At 67.7% G+C, this 20,050-nt stretch carries 20 protein-coding genes and 1 pseudogene; 12 read left to right on the forward strand and 9 right to left on the reverse strand.

All coding sequences use genetic code 11. From position 1 onward, the window contains the following. Nucleotides 1-106 precede the first annotated feature (106 nt). Both KTR9_RS22010 and KTR9_RS22015 read right to left on the reverse strand, forming a co-directional pair. Nucleotides 107-580, reverse strand: coding sequence for a MaoC/PaaZ C-terminal domain-containing protein (locus KTR9_RS22010; protein WP_010842689.1), 474 nt, complete (start codon nucleotides 578-580; stop codon nucleotides 107-109). Between the two features lie 37 nt (nucleotides 581-617). Then, nucleotides 618-1,241, reverse strand: a complete 624-nt coding sequence (locus KTR9_RS22015) for a TetR/AcrR family transcriptional regulator (RefSeq protein WP_014928193.1) — start codon at nucleotides 1,239-1,241, stop codon at nucleotides 618-620. Nucleotides 1,242-1,413: 172 nt separating this feature from the next. On the opposite strand from KTR9_RS22015, the gene KTR9_RS22020 reads away from it, so the two are divergent. From KTR9_RS22020 to KTR9_RS28160, 4 genes and pseudogenes are all read left to right on the forward strand, one after another. After that, on the forward strand, nucleotides 1,414-2,139 hold the full coding sequence (locus tag KTR9_RS22020; RefSeq protein WP_014928194.1) for an SDR family oxidoreductase: 726 nt from the start codon (nucleotides 1,414-1,416) through the stop codon (nucleotides 2,137-2,139). Further along, nucleotides 2,136-2,867 carry an alpha/beta fold hydrolase gene (locus KTR9_RS22025; protein ID WP_083889000.1) on the forward strand — a complete coding sequence of 244 codons (732 nt, stop codon included), beginning with the start codon at nucleotides 2,136-2,138 and terminating at the stop codon, nucleotides 2,865-2,867. The genes KTR9_RS22020 and KTR9_RS22025 overlap by 4 nt, the downstream gene beginning before the upstream one ends. Before the next feature lie 46 nt (nucleotides 2,868-2,913). Further along, nucleotides 2,914-3,813, forward strand: coding sequence for an NADP-dependent oxidoreductase (locus KTR9_RS22030; protein ID WP_014928196.1), 900 nt, complete (start codon nucleotides 2,914-2,916; stop codon nucleotides 3,811-3,813). Further along, a pseudogene (locus KTR9_RS28160) lies at nucleotides 3,741-3,911 on the forward strand (zinc-binding dehydrogenase); the annotation flags it as partial. The gene KTR9_RS22030 and the pseudogene KTR9_RS28160, both read left to right, overlap by 73 nt. Before the next feature lie 22 nt (nucleotides 3,912-3,933). On the opposite strand, the gene KTR9_RS22035 reads toward KTR9_RS28160, so the two are convergent. Beyond that, nucleotides 3,934-4,344, reverse strand: a complete 411-nt coding sequence (locus KTR9_RS22035; RefSeq protein ID WP_014928198.1) for a (R)-mandelonitrile lyase — start codon at nucleotides 4,342-4,344, stop codon at nucleotides 3,934-3,936. A gap of 370 nt (nucleotides 4,345-4,714) precedes the next feature. Between KTR9_RS22035 and KTR9_RS22040 the strand changes: the two genes are divergently transcribed. Beyond that, complete coding sequence (locus KTR9_RS22040; RefSeq protein ID WP_083889001.1) at nucleotides 4,715-5,125, forward strand: globin domain-containing protein; 411 nt, start codon at nucleotides 4,715-4,717, stop codon at nucleotides 5,123-5,125. 40 nt (nucleotides 5,126-5,165) lie between these two features. On the opposite strand, the gene KTR9_RS22045 is transcribed toward KTR9_RS22040, so the two are convergent. The 3 genes from KTR9_RS22045 to KTR9_RS22055 are packed head-to-tail and all read right to left on the reverse strand — an operon-like array spanning nucleotide 5,166 to nucleotide 9,696. Further along, nucleotides 5,166-7,571 carry a PEP/pyruvate-binding domain-containing protein gene (locus tag KTR9_RS22045; RefSeq protein ID WP_014928201.1) on the reverse strand — a complete coding sequence of 802 codons (2,406 nt, stop codon included), beginning with the start codon at nucleotides 7,569-7,571 and terminating at the stop codon, nucleotides 5,166-5,168. After that, on the reverse strand, nucleotides 7,568-8,572 hold the full coding sequence (locus KTR9_RS22050) for a TIGR03617 family F420-dependent LLM class oxidoreductase (RefSeq protein WP_014928202.1): 1,005 nt from the start codon (nucleotides 8,570-8,572) through the stop codon (nucleotides 7,568-7,570). Before KTR9_RS22050 ends, KTR9_RS22045 begins: the two co-directional genes overlap by 4 nt. 8 nt (nucleotides 8,573-8,580) lie before the next feature. Then, entirely contained in the window at nucleotides 8,581-9,696 is a 1,116-nt protein-coding gene (locus tag KTR9_RS22055; RefSeq protein WP_014928203.1) for a hypothetical protein, read from the reverse strand. A gap of 51 nt (nucleotides 9,697-9,747) precedes the next feature. Between KTR9_RS22055 and KTR9_RS22060 the strand changes: the two genes are divergently transcribed. Then, nucleotides 9,748-10,347, forward strand: a complete 600-nt coding sequence (locus KTR9_RS22060; protein ID WP_014928204.1) for a TetR-like C-terminal domain-containing protein — start codon at nucleotides 9,748-9,750, stop codon at nucleotides 10,345-10,347. Here the strand turns inward: KTR9_RS22060 and KTR9_RS22065 are convergent. Then, nucleotides 10,322-11,275: a proline dehydrogenase family protein gene (locus tag KTR9_RS22065; protein WP_014928205.1), complete on the reverse strand. Its 954-nt coding sequence runs from the start codon at nucleotides 11,273-11,275 to the stop codon at nucleotides 10,322-10,324. The two genes, KTR9_RS22060 and KTR9_RS22065, sit on opposite strands and share 26 nt — an antisense overlap. Before the next feature lie 145 nt (nucleotides 11,276-11,420). On the opposite strand from KTR9_RS22065, the gene KTR9_RS22070 reads away from it, so the two are divergent. The 3 genes from KTR9_RS22070 (at nucleotide 11,421) to KTR9_RS22080 (ending at nucleotide 14,632) form a co-directional block, all read left to right on the forward strand. Then, nucleotides 11,421-12,179 carry a glycoside hydrolase family 16 protein gene (locus tag KTR9_RS22070; protein ID WP_014928206.1) on the forward strand — a complete coding sequence of 253 codons (759 nt, stop codon included), beginning with the start codon at nucleotides 11,421-11,423 and terminating at the stop codon, nucleotides 12,177-12,179. A 105-nt stretch (nucleotides 12,180-12,284) separates the two neighbouring features. Next, nucleotides 12,285-12,950, forward strand: a complete 666-nt coding sequence (locus KTR9_RS22075; RefSeq protein WP_014928207.1) for a TetR/AcrR family transcriptional regulator C-terminal domain-containing protein — start codon at nucleotides 12,285-12,287, stop codon at nucleotides 12,948-12,950. Beyond that, complete coding sequence (locus tag KTR9_RS22080) at nucleotides 12,950-14,632, forward strand: acyl-CoA dehydrogenase family protein (RefSeq protein ID WP_014928208.1); 1,683 nt, start codon at nucleotides 12,950-12,952, stop codon at nucleotides 14,630-14,632. Before KTR9_RS22075 ends, KTR9_RS22080 begins: the two co-directional genes overlap by 1 nt. A 16-nt stretch (nucleotides 14,633-14,648) precedes the next feature. Here the strand turns inward: KTR9_RS22080 and KTR9_RS22085 are convergent, their stop codons facing one another. After that, complete coding sequence (locus KTR9_RS22085; protein ID WP_014928209.1) at nucleotides 14,649-15,560, reverse strand: LysR family transcriptional regulator; 912 nt, start codon at nucleotides 15,558-15,560, stop codon at nucleotides 14,649-14,651. Between the two features lie 450 nt (nucleotides 15,561-16,010). On the opposite strand from KTR9_RS22085, the gene KTR9_RS22090 reads away from it, so the two are divergent. Beyond that, nucleotides 16,011-17,198 carry a GGDEF domain-containing protein gene (locus tag KTR9_RS22090; protein WP_014928210.1) on the forward strand — a complete coding sequence of 396 codons (1,188 nt, stop codon included), beginning with the start codon at nucleotides 16,011-16,013 and terminating at the stop codon, nucleotides 17,196-17,198. Here KTR9_RS22090 and KTR9_RS22095 read toward each other — a convergent pair. Beyond that, nucleotides 17,146-18,510: an FAD-binding oxidoreductase gene (locus KTR9_RS22095; protein ID WP_014928211.1), complete on the reverse strand. Its 1,365-nt coding sequence runs from the start codon at nucleotides 18,508-18,510 to the stop codon at nucleotides 17,146-17,148. The genes KTR9_RS22090 and KTR9_RS22095 overlap by 53 nt on opposite strands. A gap of 86 nt (nucleotides 18,511-18,596) precedes the next feature. Between KTR9_RS22095 and KTR9_RS22100 the strand changes: the two genes are divergently transcribed. Both KTR9_RS22100 and KTR9_RS22105 read left to right on the forward strand, forming a co-directional pair. Beyond that, nucleotides 18,597-19,022 (forward strand): nitroreductase/quinone reductase family protein, encoded by a 426-nt coding sequence (locus tag KTR9_RS22100; protein WP_014928212.1) that lies wholly within the window; start codon nucleotides 18,597-18,599, stop codon nucleotides 19,020-19,022. Between the two features lie 49 nt (nucleotides 19,023-19,071). Continuing rightward, a complete protein-coding gene (locus tag KTR9_RS22105; RefSeq protein ID WP_014928213.1) occupies nucleotides 19,072-20,049 on the forward strand; it encodes a serine/threonine-protein kinase in 978 nt (325 codons plus the stop codon). The last annotated feature ends 1 nt before the right edge of the window (nucleotide 20,050 follow it).

Raw genomic sequence — 20,050 nt, forward strand, 5'->3', positions numbered from 1 at the left:
GGTGTGATTCTTACGAGTCAAATCGCTACGCGCGAGTACGGCGCGTCGGAGGGTGATCGAAACCGCGGATTCGGACCCCGGCGGCGGGGTCGCCACGCCACATCGGTCAGGCGCTCGGCCGGTCCCACATCAGAATCCGTGGTCGTGCGATCTGACGTACTTCGTCGCGCTGGTTGACGGTGTGCTGTGTCAGGCTCACCCACGCACGTGCCGGTTGCGACGTGGACCTTTTGATCGAATCGATCGTGGCGGTCACACGCAGGACATCGCCGGGACGAGTGGCGCTGGGCCAGGTGAGCTCGGCTCCGCCCCCCACGATGCCGGTCGCCACCGGAAGGCCACTGGTCACGACCAACGACATGGTGATCGCAGCGACATGCCAGCCGCTGGCCGCGAGCCCATCGAAGAACGTTCCCGAAGCGCCGTCGGGATCGGTGTGGAAGACCTGTGGGTCATAGCGCCGTGCGAACTCGAGAATCTCCGCGGTGTCGACGGTATGGGTGTCGGTGACGAAGGTGGCGCCTTCGGCGATGTCATCGAGCCAGAGCCCGTCCGGAGCGATCGGCCGTGGGCTGTTCATGAGCTGTTCCTATCCGTGCAGTCGGTGTGGTCAACGATCATGCTCTTGCAGCGGCGGAAGCCGTGGCCCTGGCGTCCGGTCGCGCGTGGTCGAGCAGCATCTCTACGGTGGTGCGGGCGTACGCCCACGGTTCGACGTCGTCGAGTGATGTCGACAGCGCCGCCGCGCCCTCGTAGAGCAGCGCGATCTGGTGGCCCAGCAGGGACGGATCGGATGCTCCGTAGTCCCGGCACAGGTCGACGATCGCGGTGGCGAAGGCCCGTTTCTGCGTGTGGACGAACTCGGTGACCTCGGGCATCGCCGAGGCTGCTTCCACGGCCGCGTTGTGGAACGGGCATCCGCGCAGCCGGCCGTCGCCGGGTTCCGGAATCGTGAACAGTCGCATCAAACGTTCGCGCGGCCCGTCGGCCTGCCCTCCCCGAGGGTCGACAACCATTTCACGCAGGTATGCCAGGTACTGCTCCACCAAGGTCACTTTGCTCGGAAAGTACTTGTACAGCGTCCTTTTCGACACTCCCGCCTCAGACGCGATCAGCTCGACACCCGTGGCGTTGATGCCCTCTACGTAGAAGAGCCCAGCCGCCGCCGAGAGGATCCGGTCTCTGGGACTCGGGCGGCCCGACCCACGCGGTGGTTGGGCGCTCTTCTCTGTCGTCGTCATTCCGCCAGCCGATCTGTCGGTCCGTTCTGTGTTCCCCCGCCAAGATACACCGATCGGTTTACAAACGTGGCGATCCCACCTATCGTGGCGGTACACCGATCAGTTTCCATCCCTGGCGCAGCCACTCCGTCGGCGCTTCGCGCTAACCAAACAAGGAAGGGGTCACCACCTCATGCCTTCTCTCCACGACTCAGTCGTGCTCGTCACCGGCGCCAACGGCGGCATCGGACAAGAACTCGTCACCCAGGCGCTCGAGCGTGGCGCGGCAAAGGTGTACGCCGCGGCGCGTTCTCCGCGCCGATGGGACGACGAGCGCATCGTGCCGTTGCGTCTGGACGTCACCGACGGTGAGTCCATCGCTGCCGCAGTCGCGGCCGCACCGGATGTCTCGGTGCTCGTCAACAACGCGGGCGCGGCGCCCCCGTCGGCCGGCCTCGTCGACCTGCCCGAAGCCGACCTCCGCGCCAACATGGAGACCAACTTCTTCGGGCCGGTCCTGGTGGCGCAAGCGTTCGCCCCGGCCCTGATCGCCGCCCGTGACGCGGTGCTCATCGACATCCACTCCGTGCTCAGCTGGGTCGCCCTCGGTGGCGCCTACAGCACGTCGAAGGCAGCGCTGTGGTCGGCGACCAACGCGCTGCGTCTCGAGCTCACGCCGAAAGGCGTGCATGTGGTCGGCGTGCACATGGGGTACGTGGACACCGCCATGGCCACCCACGCACCGGGCCCGAAGCTGGCACCGGCCGAGCTGGTCGCCGACATCTACGACACCGTTGCCGCCGACGGATTCGAGGTGATCGGCGACGACCTCACCGCAACCGTCAAAGCCGGGCTCAGCGGATCGATCGAGGACATGTATCCGGGCCTGCGCACGAGCAACGCCGGAGCACCGTCGTGACCACGACGTGGACAGACACCCGCACCAAGAGCGTCGGTGCCGACGGGGTCGCCTCGGCCCACCACGTCATCGCCTTCGACAACCGCGGCGTCGGCGGCACCGGCTCGAAAGTCCCCACTGACATCGACCAGATGGCCGCCGATGCGATCGCGTTCATCCGGGCGCTGGGCCTGACGAAGGTCGATCTGTTCGGCTTCTCACTCGGCGGTGCAGTGGCCCAGGTGGTCACGCTGCGAGCCCCTGAACTCATCCGACGAATCGTGCTGACCGGTACCGGGCCGCGCGGCGGCGGGGGCATCGACAAGATGGCCGGCATCGTCGGCGGCGCCTACCTCAAAGCGGCGCTGACCCGGCAAGACGCACGGAACTTCTTGTTCTTCCCCCGCACACCAGAGGGCAAGCAGGCGGCCGCCGACTACTTCGACCGCCTGGCCGAACGTCGCGTCGATCGCGACCGGAAGATCTCGCTGCAGGCACGTCTGGCACAGTTGCGGGCCATCGTGGCCGGCGGCAGAGCCGCACCCGACGACCTGTCGGTGATCACCCAACCCGCCCTGGTCGCCAACGGTGACAACGACGTCATGGTCGCCAGTGAGCACTCGGTCGAACTGGCCGACCGCATCCCCGACGCCCGGGTCATCATCTACCCCCGTTCCGGCCACGGCGGCATCTTCCAATACCACCGAGAGTTCGTTCCCGAGGTGCTCGAATTCCTCGGCGCACCGTGAACCGCAAACCCCGAACCGACCGATCGACAACCGTGAAGAGGATCCGATGAAGGCATTCGTCATCGACAAGTACAAGGGACCCGTCCACGAAACCGAAGTCCCGATGCCTGAGGTCGGGCCTCGCGACGTGTTGGTCGAAGTCGTTGCCGCCAGCGTCAACCCGCTCGACAAGCTGGTTCGCAACGGCGAGTTCGCACCACTGCTGAAGTACCGGTTCCCGCTGATCCTGGGCCACGACGTCGCCGGCGTGGTGACCGAAGTCGGCAGCGAAGTCACCGATTTCGAAGTCGGTGACGAGATCTACTCCCGGCCGCGCGATCTGCGCATCGGCACCTTCGCCGACCACATCGCCATCGACCACGCCGACGTCGCCCGCAAACCGGCGAACCTGACCTTTGAGGAGGCCGCCGCGGTCCCGCTGGTGGCTCTGGCCGCCTGGCAGATGCTGGTCGAGCGCGCGAGCATCGGCGCCGGATCGAAGGTCCTCGTCCACGCCGGCGCCGGCGGACTCGGTTCGACGGTCATCCAGCTCGCCAAGTACCTCGGCGCGCACGTCGCCACCACGGCCGGGACGAACTCGGCGGAGCTCGTCTCGACGCTGGGCGCCGACGTCGTCGTCGACTACCGTCAGGCCGATTTCACCGACGTCCTCTCCGGCTACGACCTGGCCATCGACGCCGTCGGCGGCGACAACCTCATGAAGACGCTGACCGTACTGAAGCCCGGTGGACTGGCTCTCGGGGTCACCGGTCCACCTGATGCGGGTTTCGCCAAGCAGCTCGGCGCTCCCCTACCGTTCGAGTTCGTACTGTCGCTGCTCAGCGAAAAGTACGCAAACAGGCTAAGAAGCACGGCGTCGATTACTCGTTCTTCTTCATGCGAGCCGACGGACCGCAGCTGCGCAACCTGGCCGGACTCTACGAAAAGGGACATCTACGGCCGGTGATCGACACCACCTTCCCCTTCGCCCAGACCGTCGACGCGATCTCCCACGTCGACGCCGGGAAAGTACGCGCCGGCAAGGTCGTCATCACCCACAACTGACCTCGAGCGGGCGAGCAGGCGCTCATACCTCGTGTGGCGCCTGCGCGTACTCCTCGTCGGTGACCGGCTGCAGCCACTGCGCGACCTCGTGGTCGTCGTCGCCCTCGTTGATCGCGAGGTGGACCATCAGGCGCGTCGGGGCGGCGCCGTGCCAATGCTCCTCGTCTGCTTCGAAGAGCACGCGGTCACCGGGTCGGATGACCTCGATGGGCCCGCCGCGCCGCTGGCACAGGCCGACGCCCTCGGTGACGAAGACCGTCTGGCTCAGGGGGTGCCGGTGCCAGTGCGTCCGCGCACCCGGCATGAAGTGGACGAGGCTCGCCGACACCCGCGAGGGCGGTGGCGACGCGGCCGCCGCGTCGATGTAGACATCGCCGGTGAACCAGTCGCCGGGTCCCTTGACGGTGTCGATGGAACTGCGAGTGATCTTCATAGTGAACACCTTTCGTTTGTGGTGGGGGTACCGACCGTGGTCAGACGGCAGGATCTGCTGGCCACCGATGCGCTCGGCCGCGCGTTCTATTCTCCGGTCATCGGCGACGGCGGCCGAACCCCGAACCTGGCGCGCTTCCAGTTCCGATCCTGATGATCTACACCGCCGAACCCGGCTCCCCGAGCGCCGAGCGGCTACAGCTCCTGGCCTCCTACGCCGCCAGCGAGGTCGCCGGCTCCTGAGTCGCGTCAGCCTGACCCACCCGGTCCGGCCATTCCGCTGTACGAGGCCGCGCGTCGTGCTAGATGTTACAGAGATACAGCCATTGTGTCATTGATACATCACGAGACCGACGAGGTGCAGCCCCACCATGTTGAACCGAGAAGTATTGCAGGACAGCCTGTCCCTGGTGATCGACGACGAGCACAAGCTGATGCTCGCCTTCTACGACCGCCTGTTCGACGAACACCCCGAAGTCCGGCCACTGTTCGGCGCCGACCTGCGACCACAAGCCACGATGCTCCAGCAGGCCATAGCGGCCGTTCTCGACCACCTCGACGACGCCGAGTGGCTCGGCCGCACGCTCGGCGCGCTGGGACGCCGGCACGCCGACCTCGGGGTCACGCCCGAGATGTACGGATGGGTGGCCGGCGCGCTCGTCACGACGATGGCCGAGCGCGGCGGCGGAGACTGGACCGACGAGATGACCGCGGCCTGGACCGAAGCACTCGGCGCCGTCGCCGGGCTGATGCTCGACGCCTATCCGGCCGTCGCCGACTGAACCGTCCGGCGGGTCGCGATCTCCCGCGTGCCCTTGGCGGTCAATTACTCTCGATCAGCTCGACGATCCCGCGATCGCCGTCGACCCGCACCCGGTCGCCGGTCCGCAGCACCTGGGTGCCCACCAGGGTGTTGACGACGCACGGCAGCCCGTACTCGCGGGCGACCACCGCACCGTGCGACACCGAGCTACCGATGTCGGTGACGAGCGCGCCGATGACGGTGAAGTACGGCGTCCAGCCGACATCGGTGACGGGCGCGACGAGGATCTCGCCGGGTTGGACGTCCCGCGCCTGGACGACCGACTTCGCCACGCGCACCACACCTTCGACGGTTCCCCGGCCCGCCGGACGGCCCACGATCCGGCCGTCGCCGGCATGGGTCACGGGCGCGACGACGCGTGGGGACGGGCGGCCGACCGAGACGTCGTCGAACTCGAGGCGATCCTGATACGACAACGCTTCTCGACGTTTCAGCGCGCTCAGCACGAGGTCCCCGGTGTCGTCGGACTCGACGACCCGGTGCAGCTCCGCGCGGTCGAAGAAGTACACGAGGTCGGCGTCGGGTAACCGCCCGCACTCGGCCAGGACCTCACCGAGGTGCCGGTAGCCCCGTTTGAGCCGGTGGGCCATCAGCGCCATCCGCGACTTGGTCTCTTCGCGGCCTCGCGCACCGCCTTGCGCCAGGCGTGCCAGGAGTCGGATCGACCCAGAAGGGTGTACGTCAGCGGGGTGCAGGTCAGCGGGGCGCACGTCAGCGGCCGCGCGGACGGGTGGCGGGTCCGACCGCGTCGCCACCGACCGCACCATCACCTGCATCATCGCGCCCAGACCGCCGGGATCGTCGGCCCAGGACGGATCGCGCATGCACAGTTCGCGGTATCCCCGGTGACCGTGACGTTCGAGGAACCCACGAAGCGCACGGCCGGGGTGGCCGGATGTCGCCCGCAGCGTGGTGACCGCGTCATCCGGTGCCGCGGAGAGGAATTCGTCGGCGACCGTGGGGTCGGCGGCGATGGTGCGCACCACCGCGTCGAGTTCGGCGAGCATCAGGGCGCTCTCGACCTCCGCGGCGCCGGCCATGAGCCGGGCCGCCTCGGCCTTGCCGTCATCCTCCGTGCGCCCGTCCTTCACCGCCTGCCGGACCAGGACGCTCTCGAGGACGTTCGCCGCGACCGCAGCGCGTGAGGACGACCGCACGTGGACGAGGGTGACCTCACGGTACTGGTCGACACCGGACTCCATCTCCCGCAGCACGACTCGCGGGTCGCGGCTCGTCGGCACCGCGAATGCGGCGATCTCGGCCGGCAGCCGACGCATGGCCGGCCCCACCGACAGCGCATGCGCGGTGAGCCGGATCGTGTTGCCGAGTTTGCGTCGGAATGGCTGCGGCGGCTTCGGTGTCAATTCGTCGATGACCCGCCCGCAGATCGACGTCGAGAACTGCTCCAGCGAGTTGCCGAGGATGCCCGAACTCAACGCCGTGCCCTCGGTCAGGTTGAGGAACATGTGCCCGTAGAAGTAACCCACCTGGAGCCATGGTCTCTCGTAACTCTGCTGCGCGCGGGCAACCACCTGCACCATCTGCATCGCGTAGTCGATCGCGAACCCGGAGACCGATGCGGTCAGGGGGCAGAACGCGCCCGGCATCATCTCGCCGATGTTGCATCGCGTGTAGACGTGGTCGGCCCCGGCCCCCGGCGAGTCCATCTCGTTGAGGTCCCCGGGCAGCGTCGTGATCGGCCGTGCCTGCAGCCACCAGAGTTCCCCGGATTCGTCGATGGCCCACTCGAGGTCCATCGGCCGGCCCCACTCCTGCTCCGCCCGGCGGGCACCGGCACGGATGTCGCCGATCTCCGCAGCCGACAAGACCGGCGCCGCAACAGTTTCCTGCACCATGACGGCACCGCCGACATCGAGCACGAAGTGATCGGGAGCCGCTGTCCCGTCGACGAGCGACTCGCCGAGTCCGACGACGGCGTCGATGACCATCAGATCCCGGCGCCCGGACGCCGGGTCCGCGGTGAACACCACGCCGGCGGCGCGGGCATCGACCATCCGCTGGACCACCACGTTCATGGTGGCCGCGGAATTCCCGCTGTACGACGACGCGCGTCGCGAGTGCACCGAGTCGGCGCAGGCGCGGACCGCGGCGACGAGCGCGTCGACGGAATCGACCCCCAGTACGGTGTCGTACTGGCCGGCGAAGGACTGGTCCGCCCCGTCCTCCCCGACCGCCGAGGACCGAACCGCGACCGGTGTCGACCCGGCGGCGACCATCTCGTCGAATCGTGTTGTGTCGACGTCGCGCGCCCCGGAGGACACACAGGTGATGACATAGCCTGCGGGCACCGGCAGTCCCAGACGTCGCAAGCGCGCGAGACCGGCCGCCTTGCCGCCGTACCGGTCGTCGGTGATGTCCTCGAATTCGACCGTTGCCGAACTCATCTCGCGCCACCGGTCAGGGAGTCGACGATCTCGGCGAGCGGTTCGACACCGATGGGGCCCGGCTGGTAGAGGCAGATCCGGTCCGACACACCGTCGACCCGGTCGCGGATGTGTGCGGCGATCTCGGCCGGCGTGCCACAGGCCGCGATGGTGTGGAGCATCTCGTCGTCGATGAGTCCGGCCATCTCCTGCCAGCGCCCCTGTTTGGACATCGTGTTGAGTTCCGGCTGCAGGTCTCCCCATCCGTGCGCATCGAGGACGGGACGGTACGCCGGGGTGGAACCGTAGAAGGCCAACAACATCCGCGTCGAAGCATGGTCGTCGCTCCCGGCGCCCGACGCCACGGACACGATGATCTCGGGCACCACCTCGAAGTCGTCCTCGCTGCGGCCGGCCGCGGCGAGACCGTCGCGTACGGCGGGCAGCGTCGTGCCGTGCAGGAACCGCTTCGACCCGAACGGCATCACCAGCAGACCGTCGGCGACCTCAGCGGTGGCACGCGTGAGCCGAGGACCCAACGCGCCCAGATAGATCGGCGGGGGTCCATAAGGGTTCGGCCCGGGGACGAACGTCGGGGTCATCAGGGTGTGCCGGTGGTACTCGCCCCGGAAGTCCAGGCGCTCACCGTCATTCCAGGTCGCGAAGATGGCCCGCAGGGCGCCGACCATCTCCTTCATCCGCTCGACCGGACGGTCGAACTCGGCGCCGTAGCGCTTCTCGATCTGGGCGCGCACCTGCGTGCCGAGCCCCAGGATGAAGCGTCCCTCGCTGAGCAGCTGCAGGTCGTTCGCCTGGTGCGCGAGCTGGATCGGGTTGCGCGGGAACGCGATGGCCACATTGGACATGATGTCCAGGCCCTCCACCGCCGACGCCAGCACGAGCGGGGTGAACACGTCGTGCGGACCTTCGAAGGTGAACACACCGGACGCGCCGGCCTCCTGCAGCGCCCGCGCGCGATCGACCGCATCCGTCGGGTTGAACAACGCCGTCATGATCTTCATCGGGTGCCCTATCCGACCACGTCGGTCCAGTCGGAGAATCCCGACGGGTGGTGCGGGCCGATGACGCCGTGCTCGAACAAGCCGGCCCCCTGTCGGACGGTGCCGTCGGGCTCGGTGCACACGGCCGACCCGACGTGATCGATGAGGCTGAAGGGTGCACGGGCCATGACCTCGTCGTCGGTGAGGTCGAAGGTGACGCGTTCGGCGAACGCGCCCTCCTTCCATGTGCCGTGTGCCCACGACGAGTCACCACCGTAACCGGACCCGAAAGCGATGGGAGCGAACAACTTCGACTCGACGTTGAGCTCTATCCGGTCCCCGGCGCGGTTGAGGAAGTCGATGTGTGCACCGCGCGGAATCCTGGTCCCGGACGTGTAGTGGATGGTCACGCGCACACCGTCGAGTTGTTCGACGCGGCCGTCCCGCCACCGCCGCGTGCAGTCGTACAGGCTGCGATGCCCGTCCGGATCCTCCTGCAGGATCAGGAACAACTGGAAGTCATCGAAGGCCAGCGGCAGGTACAGCCACCACATTCCGCGGAACGCGGCGTCCGGCCTCCCGGCCGGTTCGGGCTCACCGACGGGACGGATGCCCCAGGACCGGTCCCGGCTCGCCACACTGCTGTCGTGATCGACGCTCAGGCGCTCGCCGTCGACGTCGATCCATCCCTGCCAGGTGCCCACCTGCGCGAACCGGCACGCCTCCAAGGTGACCCGGCGTTCGGTCAGCATCTCGTGCGGTTTCTCCAGCGCCGCGGGGAAGAGTCCGCGCCAGGTCAGGTCGGCGGAGATGCCCTCGGTCTCCGACAGCGTGAGGTGGACTTCCTGCAGTGGCTCGATCACGTCGAGGCGATAGCCGTTGACGTGCTGGTGGAGCCGGTCGTCGTCGATGGCGTCGCTCAGGTGCACCGCGGTCTGGGTGTCGCCGCGGCGGACGACGAAGTAGGCGTCCTTGACCCCGAGCCGGGGGTAGTACCCGATGCCGGTCAGCACCATGAAGCGGCCCTCGCGGTCCAGCACGTTGAAGTACGAGCGGTCGTAGACATTGCGGTCGGAGCTCGCCGGCCAGGTGATCGGCGCCGGTGTCTGATGGATCGGGTACTCGTCGAGCGGACTCAGCTTCACGAACTCTCCCTCAAATACGATGCATGCTGTATTGCAATTAGGATGTATCTCATGACAGCAGATGGGCACAGGGAAGACAAGAGGCGCAAACCCTCGACGCCCGGGCGGCCCCGCGACGGGAGGATCGACGCAGCGATCATCGCGGCCACCCGCGAGCTGATCCTCGAGACCGGTTATCCGGCGCTGTCGCTGTCGGCCATCGCCGCACGCGCGGGTACGACGACGGCCGCCATCTACCGGCGTTGGTCGGGCAAGGCCGAGCTCGTGCACGAGGCGGTGCTGTCGGCCGAGACCCTCGATCCGCCAACAGGTTCGGGAGATGTCCGCCAGGACATCCGGGCACTCGTCGAGATCGTGCGCGCGATGTTCAACCGGCCCGAGGCGCGCGTGGCACTCCCCGGCCTGATCGCCGACACCGTTGCGTCACCCGACGTGCACAGTCAGATGATCGCCCGGCTCGCCGGCGACCTCCCCGCCTTCGAGTCCCGCTTCGGCCAGGAACGCCGGGACGACGACCGGTTGCCGATGCTCGCGGAGGTCGTCGCGGGCACCGCGATCTTCCGCATTCTCATCCGGAGCGACGCCGCACTCGACGACGCCTGGGTCGACCAGATGGTCGAGCTCATCACCGAGCGCTGGCCTGCGGGCTGATCGGCCCGCGCCCGAGGTCGACGAGAGCCTGGAACACCCGCGTCGGGTCTTCGGCGATGCGGTTCAGCACGTACAACCACCATTCCGAGCCGAAGATGCAGTATTCGCGCGTGGCGATCCCGTCCGTCGCTAACCGGTCCAGCAGGTCGGTCCCCAGACCCATCAGCATCTCGACCTCGACGGACTCGGCGGCGCCCACAGACCCCAGGACATGAGTCAACAACGCTTCGTCGTGCGTCGCGAGGGTGAGCGAGCCGCCGCCGTCGACGATGCGGCGCGCCAGTCGTCCGAACCGCTTGGGCAACTCCGGGTCCTCCCGGGGCAGGGCCTCCGATTCGGCCTCCAGGAACGCACCTTTGACGAGCCTGACCCGGCCACCGGCGGCGAGTAGTCGATCCACGTCCTCGTCCGAACGATGGAGCCTGGCCTGCAGGGTGATGCCCACGTTGTCGTACCGATGCGACAGCCAGTCGTAGACCTCGAGAACCCGATCGGTCCGGTCCGATCCCTCGGCGGAGATCATGAAGACGGAATCGACCGCGGCGCACGCCTCTGCCAAACGGGCAGCGTTGTCCCGCACCAGATCTCCGGAGACGAGAAGTCCGATGTGCGACAGGTCGCCGGAGACCGTCGACGGCAGACCGGTCCGACCGATGCGTTCGGCGACGGAGACGAAGACCTCCGTGGCCGCGGTCGCTTCGGCGGCGTCGCGCACGCTCTCACCCGTGTACTCGATGCTCACCAGGTGTCCGCGTTCCACCGCGCGCTCCCCGGCGCGGATCGCCGAGTCGACATCTTCTCCCGCGGTGTACCGTTCGGCGATCCGCCGCGCGAGATCGGCCAGCGCGGGGTCGGCCATGACCCGGGACTTCAGCTCTTCGTCGAGCGCCCACCGACGGAGTGTGTCTGCCGCAGTTGTTGTTTCCATGTCATACCGCCTCTGCTCACGCGCCTGCCGACCAGCACACATTACGCGGAGTACGTCGAAAGTCGATGTACTGTACCGCCATGGAACGACACCCCTCGGACGCGATCGAGTGCACGAACGCTCCCGCCGACCGGGGAGAGATCTGATGATCACCCTGCGCGACGACTTCTCCGGCGACGGTTTCGACAGCCGGACATGGATCGCCGACTATCTCCCGCACTGGACGAGACCGGCGAACTCAGCGGCCCGGTGGTCCGCTTCAGGGGGACGTTCGCGACTGTGCATCGACGACGACCAACCCGCATGGCGGCCGTCGGAGTCGACGATGCGCGTCTCGAGCCTGCAGACCGGACACCACGCCGGTGAGGTCGGGAGCACGGTCGGTCAGCACGCGCACCGAGACGGGCTCACCGTGGTGACCCACCGCCCGTCGGAGATCGTCTTCGCACAGCGGCACGGTCGCTTCGCGGTGCGGATGCGCGCGATTCCCGATCCGGCGTCGATGGTCGCCTTCTGGCTGCTCGGCACCGAGGAGCGACCGGAGGATTCCGGCGAGATCTGCGTCGCGGAGATCTTCGGGCCGGTTCCGGGCGAACCCTGGCGACTGGGCGTCGGTGTGCACCCCCATCGCGACCCGCGCATCGTCGACGACTTCTCCACCCTCGAGATGGCCGACGACCTCGCCGACCTCCACGAGTACGTCGTCGAGTGGGGACCCGGCCGTCTCGTGTTCACGATGGACGGGCGCATCGTCAAGGAGGTCCGGCAGTCCATCGGCTACCCGATGCAGCTCATGCTGAGCATCTTCGACTTCCCCGACCGCGCGACCCCGGACTCGCCGCTCGCATACCCCCGCATCCTGGAGGCGTCGTACGTGCAGGTCAGCACACTCGGCGACGCCTGAGGCCATCCCCCGCCGCCGCGGCCACCGGCAGGTAAACCCTTGCCTGGACCCAGGTCGACATTTTATTGTTTGTCATACAAACACTGCCAGACGACGAGGATGCGAATGCCGACCACCGGACGTGCCACCCGCGACGCGGGCAAGGCCACGCGCAAGTCGCTGCTCCTTGCTGCCGCGGAGGTGTTCGCCGAGCACGGCGAGTCGGCATCCGTGGCGCAGATCTGTCAACGCGCCGACGCCTACCCGAATCAGGTCACGTACTACTTCGGTTCCAAAGAGCAGCTGTTCGTCGAAGTCGCGAGCGCAGGCGTGCTTCGTGCCGGCCGACGCGCGGAGGAAGCGGCGGCCGGCGCCGCCACGGTCCGCGACTACACCAACACGCTCGTGGGAACGTTGCTCGGTCCGTGCGCACGGGACGTGGAACTCTTCGCCACCGCGATGCTCCTCGTCGCACGGCGCACCGACCTGCGTCCGCTCATCACCGACACCCTCACCCTGCTCCATGAGCGCGGCGAAGAAGCACTGCTGTCCACGCTCGTCCGCACCGGCTGGCAACTGCGCGCCGGGATCGACGTCGAGGCCCGGGCCTTCTGGTCGGCGATCTTCGGCCTGGCGGTCCAGAAGGCCGCCACCGGTGTCGATTTCGGCTATCGCCTCACCGACGCCGTCGCCGTCGTCTTCACCAATCTGCAGATCCCCGACGAGGTCCTGGACAGTCCGCTCCGCCCGGTCGGCACAGACACGACATCACACGCAGCACAGGAGGCATGATGACCCGGTCCGCGAGTTCCGTTCGGCCGCAACCGCATCTCACCCACGAGGTGTTCAACCAGTCGGCCCCGCGGGTCGACGTCAACGAGTACGAACTCGACACCGTGCTCCGCGAAGCGGTCACGCGCCACGACGCGGCGTGGGGCGACGCCGAGCTCCGCGAGATCGGGGCGCTGGTCGGCAGTGAATCCTTCAAGCACGACGCCCATCTCGCGAACGCCGTCACCCCGGTGCTGCGGACCTTCGACCGATGGGGCAACCGCATCGACGAGGTCGAGTACCACCCGGCCTACCACCGCATCATCTCCGCATCGATCGCCCATGGTTCCCACACCCGGTGCTGGGCGGACCCGCAACCGGGTTCGCACGTCGTACGCGCCGCGGCGTTCATGCTCTTCGGCCAGATCGAGCCCGGTCACGCGTGCCCGGTGTCGATGACCCATGCGGTCATCCCCTCTCTGGAACTCCAGCCCGACGTCGCCGCCCAGTGGGTGCCGAAAGCGCTGTCGCGCACCTACTCCCCCGACCTCGCCGCCGACAAGAGCTCGGCGATCTTCGGCATGTCGATGACCGAGAAGCAGGGCGGCTCCGACGTGCGCGCCAATACGACGGTCGCGATTCCGGCGGGCACCGGCGGTCCGGGCGCGGAATACCTGCTGACCGGACACAAGTGGTTCTGCTCGGCCCCGATGTCGGATGCCTTCCTCGTCCTCGCACAGGCGCAGGGCGCGGGTGGCGAGGGGCTCTCGTGCTTCCTGCTCCCGCGCATCCTGCCCGACGGCACCCGCAACGTCTTCCGCATCCAGCGCCTGAAGGACAAGCTGGGCAACAAATCCAACGCGTCGAGCGAGATCGAACTGGACGGCACAGTCGCGATCATGATCGGCGAGCCCGGACGCGGCGTACGCACCATCATCGAGATGGTCGCGCAGACCCGACTCGATTGCGTCCTCGGTTCGGCTGCGGGCATGCGCCAGGCCGTGGCCGAGGCGGTCTGGCACGCGCGGCACCGCAGCGCATTCGGCGCGACACTGGCCGATCAGCCCGCGATGACCGCCGTATTGGCCGATCTCGCACTGGAATCGGAGGCTGCGACCACCACCGCGATCCGACTCGCTCGCGCGCACGACGAGGACGCCGACCCGCAGGAGCGGGCCTTCCGCCGACTCGCCACCGCCGTAGCGAAGTACTGGATCTGCAAACGCGGCCCCCATCACGCCTACGAGTCCCTGGAATGCCTGGGCGGCAACGGCTACACCGAGGACTTCCCGCTCGCCATGCGCTACCGCGAGCAGCCGGTGATGGCGGTGTGGGAGGGTTCGGGCAACGTCATCGCCCTCGATGTCCTGCGGGCCATGACTCGCGAACCCGAGTCCATCGCCGCCTTCGATGCCGAGATCTCGCTCGCGCGCGGCGCGGATCGCACCCTCGACGCCCATCTCGACCACCTGCGCGACCAGCTCGGCGAACTCTCCCGTATGGATCCCGCCGACGCCCAGCGGCGGGCACGGTCCACCGTCGAGGCCACGGCCCTGGCCCTGCAGGCGTCACTTCTCGTCCGGCACAGTCCCGCCGCCGTCGCCGATGCGTTCATCGCCGCGCGCCTGGGTCCCGACCGCAGCCTCGAATACGGCGCCCTTCCTGCCGGCGCCGACCTGGGTGCGATCCTCGAGCGACACTGAACGCCGATCACCTCATTCACAGCGAGTTCTCGGCAGCGGCGAGGATCTGACGCCGGAGGGTCGACGAGGTGTTGGGCAGCCACATCGCGCGGACGGGCGCGAACGGGGGATCGGTGAATTCGACGATCCGGATGCGGTTGACGTAGATCCAGCCGGGCTCGTTGGTGACGAAGGCACACGCATCGGGGTGTGCGATCACCGCGGTGTGCGGAGGCGTACCCAACAACGTCGACAAGATGATTCGCGGTTCGAACCCGGCGCGCCGGCACAGGCCGACCAGGATGTCGGTGTATTCGTACTCGTGCTCGGGGCCCCAGACGACGATCTCGTAGCCCGCGAGGTCGGCCATGTCGACCCGATCGTGCGCGGCGAGCGGATGGTCGGCACGAACCGCCAGGCGCAGTTCGTGCTGTGTCGCGATGGTGGTGGCCATGTCCGGTGGCGCCGCCACACCACGACCGAGGGCCATGTCGATGGCCCCGGACAACAACTCGTCGCGGATGAGTTCGGCGAAGACCGGTCGGACCGTGATCGGTACCGACGGGTCGGCGAGCACCACCGGCTCGATGATGCGGAAGACCTCGGACGAGGCCAGGTCCGGGGCGTGGCCGATGACGAACGGCGCCGGCGACCCGGCGTCGACGCGACGCACCTGGGTGGCGAGTTGCTCACCACCGGCCAGCAAGGGCACCGCCCCGCGGTAGAGCGCCTCCCCGGCGGGGGTCGGCGTCAGGCTCCGACGTGACCGTGAGAAGAGCTCGACACCGAGGTGGCGCTCGAGTTCGCGGATGGCCGACGAGAGCGCTTGTTGACTGATGAACAGGTCATCCGCGGCGACACGAAGACTCGGTGCCTCCATCACCACGACGAACATTCGCAGTCGTCGGAGGTCGATATCGCGTAGTCCGGGCTCCCCGGGACCATTCATCAACCATCTCCTGTCAGTTATCCCGATTGATGTGATTGTAGGTTGACCATCGAGCCCATATGCTGAATCCTGCGAGGCCGCGAGTGCGCCGGCCACATCGCACATGGACTACCTGCTGGGGTCCCTCCCGCGGAGGGGACGGGAGGACCCCAGCAGGAAGCGGCCGATCGGGCCCGATTGGCATGACCTTCTCAGCGCACATCAGATCGACGGCGATTCAGCTGATTCTTACATCTTTCACTCCGTCGGGTCATATCGCGGAATTCGAGATGAAACGATCTTTAATCGTCCTCTAAACTCCGTAACGTGTGTTCGGCGATTTCTGCCTCGCACACAGGCGCGTACACGCGCGTCGTGAGTGAGAAAGAGGACGCGGCCATCGACCACCCGGAACACGAGGGGCCCGACGCGCGCCGAACAGCGCGGTTCCGGGCACTTCGGCACGGGCCGATGACCGGCGAGATCACCGGACACCGCCACCTCTACGACGACGCCGACCACGTCCTCAAACAGGTGCGGATGCGCGAACGGCACGTCCGGATCACCATCTCCGTGCTGGTCGCCGTCTGCGGGATTCTCGGGACCATCGCGCTCTTCACACCGAGCGGCACGCAGGGTTCCGCCCCGCGCTCGATCGCGCTCGGCATCGCCGTGGCCACGACGATCCCGATGGCCTTCGCCGTCAGCCGGGTCCACCTCGGGGTGATCTGGTGGACCAAGCAGTCCTCGCTCAGAGGATTCAACACCGCATTCGTCCTGTGGGCCGACGCCGTGCTGACCGTGGCCCTCCTCGCCATCACCGACATCACCCTCGCCCAGTTCTGCGCGGCGATCTTCGCGGTCGTCGGTTCATATGTGGCTCATTTCGTACGGAGCCCGGTCGCGTACGCGCACATGATCTACTCGAGCATTGCCGTCGGCGCCCTGGGAATCCTCTCGTGGTCGAACGGCACCCCGATTCTCAGTGTGGTGTTCACGACGCTTGCGCTATTGGTCGTCACCAATGGCACGACGGCTCTTCATCGCAGTTACACATCCGATTTCCAGCGCTCGCTGAAACATCAGCTGATCATGGCGAACACCGATTCGCTGACCGGTTTGTTGAATCGCCGCGGATTCCTCTACGCGACGGCGACGATGCTCCGACGCAGCCCCGCCCGCCCGTTCGCCCTCCTCACCGCCGATGTCGACCGGTTCAAGGGCATCAACGACGAGCACGGCCACGCGACCGGCGACGACGTCCTCGAGCGCGTCGCGGCGATCCTGCAGGGGGCGACGGACGGACAGGCCATCGTCGCGCGGTTGGGCGGCGACGAGTTCGCGATCGCGGCGCTCGCGGACGAGGCCTCGGTGCGGGCTCTCGCTGAACGCATCCGCACGCAGCTCATCACCACCCGGAAAGGCGCGACGGCCTCCGTCAGCCTGGGCATCGCCGTCGGTGTCACCCCGGCGGGTCACATGTCCTCCGCCGACGCCAACGCGTTCATCCGGCACGAGTTCGAGGTCGCCGACGACGCGCTGTTCGACGCCAAGGCCGCTGGGCGCGGCACCTACGTGGTGGCGGGCCGCCCCACCTTCGGGCCGGCTACAGGAGCACCCCCGGATTCAGCAGACCGTCGGGGTCGAGAGCCTGCTTGATCCGCGCCGTCAGTTCCATGACGTCGAATCCCACCTGGTCGGGCAGCCAGCCCTTCTTCAGGCGTCCCACCCCGTGCTCGCCGGTGATGGTGCCGCCCAACCGGATCGCGAGGTCCATGATCTGGCCGAACGCGACCTGCGCGCGTTGCGCCTCGGCCGGGTCGGCGGGGTCGAACACGATCAGCGGATGCGTGTTGCCGTCGCCCGCGTGGGCGATCACCGAGATCATCACCCGATTGTCGTCGGCGATCTCCGCCACGCCGTCGATGAGATCGGGCAGGGACGGCAGAGGCACGCCGACGTCCTCGAGCAACAACGATCCCAGCTTCTCCACGGCCGGGATCGCCGCGCGTCGGGCGGCGGTGAATGCCTCGCCCTCGATGGGATCGTCGGTCGCGAAGACCTCCCCCGCACCGTTGGTCTCGAAGGCCTTCCGGATGAACTCGACCTCGGCCGCGCCGGCGGCACCCGGGGCGTCGGACTGCGCGACGAGGAGCGCGCCGGCCTCCCGGTCGAGGCCCATCCGCATCAGATCCTCGACGGCGTTGATGGCGACCGAATCCATGAACTCGAGCATCGCCGGACGGATCTCTGCGGTCACCGCCAGAACGGCCCGGCTGGCCTCGTGCACCGAACCGAACACTCCGACAACGGTGCTCGCCGGACCCTGCGGCGGCAGGAGCCGCAGGGTGACCTCGGTGATGATCCCGAGGAGCCCTTCGCTTCCGACGAACAGTTTGGTCAGCGGCAGGCCTGCGGAGTCCTTGAGCTGCTTGCCCCCGACCCGGACCGCGCGTCCATCGGCGAGCACCACCTGCAGACCCAGGACGTAGTCGGTGGTGACGCCGTACTTCACGCAGCACAACCCGCCGGCGTTGGTGGCGACGTTCCCGCCGATCGAGCAGATCTCGAACGACGAGGGGTCCGGCGGGTACCAGAGCCCATGAGCCGAGGCCGCGGCCTTCACCTCCGAGTTGAACAGGCCGGGTTGGACGACCGCGGTCCGTGTCGCCGGGTCGACCTCGATGTCGCGCATCTTCTCGGTCGAGAGCATGATCGCGCCGTCCACCGCCGTCGATCCCCCGGACAGGCTGGTGCCTGCACCCCGCGTGATGATCGGGACACCGTTGGCCGCGCACCAGCGGACGGTGATCTGTACGTGTTCGGTGGTCGTCGCCCGCACCAGTGCGAGCGGAGTGCCCGCCGTCGGGTCGGCGGCGCGGTCCTGCCGGTAGCCGGCCAGGATGTCGGCGTCGGTGACCACCATGCCGTCGGGGAGGGAATCGGCGAGCGAACTCGGGTCGGCACTCATCTGTTCAGAGTATTCGCCGGGCCGACGACCACGGTTTGCACTGTGAAACATGGCCGGACTCACCCCGTACCGGAACAATGGAGTTCGTGAACGATTTCAATGCGACCGTCATCAACGAGTTCCGATCCAACAACGGCCATGTCGAGACCGCCGGCTTCGGCAAGAATCTCGTGCTCCTGCACACGCTGGGCGCCAAATCCGCCGAGCCGCGGATCAGTCCTCTGTTCGCGCTTCCCGACGGCGACAGCTGGCTGATCATCGGGTCGTTCGCCGGCTCGCCGAAGACCCCGGACTGGGTGCACAATCTCCGTGCCCACCCCGAGTCGGTCGCCGTGGAGGCACCGTCGGAGAACGGCATCGAGCGTCTCGACACCGCGGTGAGCGAAGTCGAAGGCGACGACTGGGAACCGGCGTGGCAGAAGTTCATCGAGGCCTCCGAGCAGTTCCTGAAGTACACCGAGACCGCTCAGGGCCGCCGATTCCCGATCTTCCGCCTGACACCGGCTCGCTGACCCCGCCGGTTCCCGCCGCGGGTTCGTTGACGCATCTACTGTGAGAAGCGTGTTCGAGGTTGGCGAGAGCGTGGCCGGCTTCACCATCGACGAATTCCTCGGTGGCGGGGCGAGCGCGGATGTGTTCCGGGTCCATCGCACCGGCAGCGACGGGGACCCGTCGGACCTTCGGCACGACCGACGCGACGGGTCCGTCGCGCTGAAGGTCCTGCACCCGAACGCTTCCGACCACGCGCGGGTCCGCGAGCGCTTCGAGCGAGAATTCGGCATCGCGTCGCTGCTGGACCATCCCCACATCGTGCGCATGCTCTCGCACGGTGAGATCGAGCCACCGCGCGGATCGCTCGGCCCGCGGCACCTGCCGTCGATGTGGCTGACCATGCAGTACATCGGCGGACCGGCCGCGACCGCACTCATCCCGGAACGTGGCGACGAGCCGGACATGGACACCGTCCTGCGTGTGGCGGCGCAGATCGCCGATGCACTCGACCATGCGCACGCGCAAGACATCCTGCACCGCGACGTCAAACCCGCGAACATCCTCCTGTCCCGCACCCCCGGCCCACGATCGGACGGCGCCGGTCCGGTCGACGCCTACCTGTCGGACTTCGGGATCGCCCAATTCCTCGACGACACGCGGCCACTCGCTCGCAACGGCCGCGTACAGGGTTCCATCGGCTACGCCTCGCCCGAACTCCTGCAGGCGCAGAAACTCACGCCGGCAACCGATTTCTACGCGTTTGCCTGCACGCTCGTCGAACTCATCACCGGTACACCGCCGTATCCACGCAACACCGCCTTCGCGATCACCTATGCGCACCTCAACGACGACCCGCCGAAACTCACCCGACGCCGGCCCTGGCTGCCGTCGGCGACGAACTCGATCTTCGCCAAGGCCCTGGCGAAGTCTCCCGAGGACCGGTACTCCTCGTGCACGGAACTCGTGGAGATCCTGAACCGGCTCATGCGCGACGTGCCCGTGCCGGAAACGGAGAAGCGCTCGACGTGGTGGCCACGGGCCCGCTGAG

It is taken from the genome of Gordonia sp. KTR9, from assembly GCF_000143885.2.
GTDB lineage: Bacteria > Actinomycetota > Actinomycetes > Mycobacteriales > Mycobacteriaceae > Gordonia.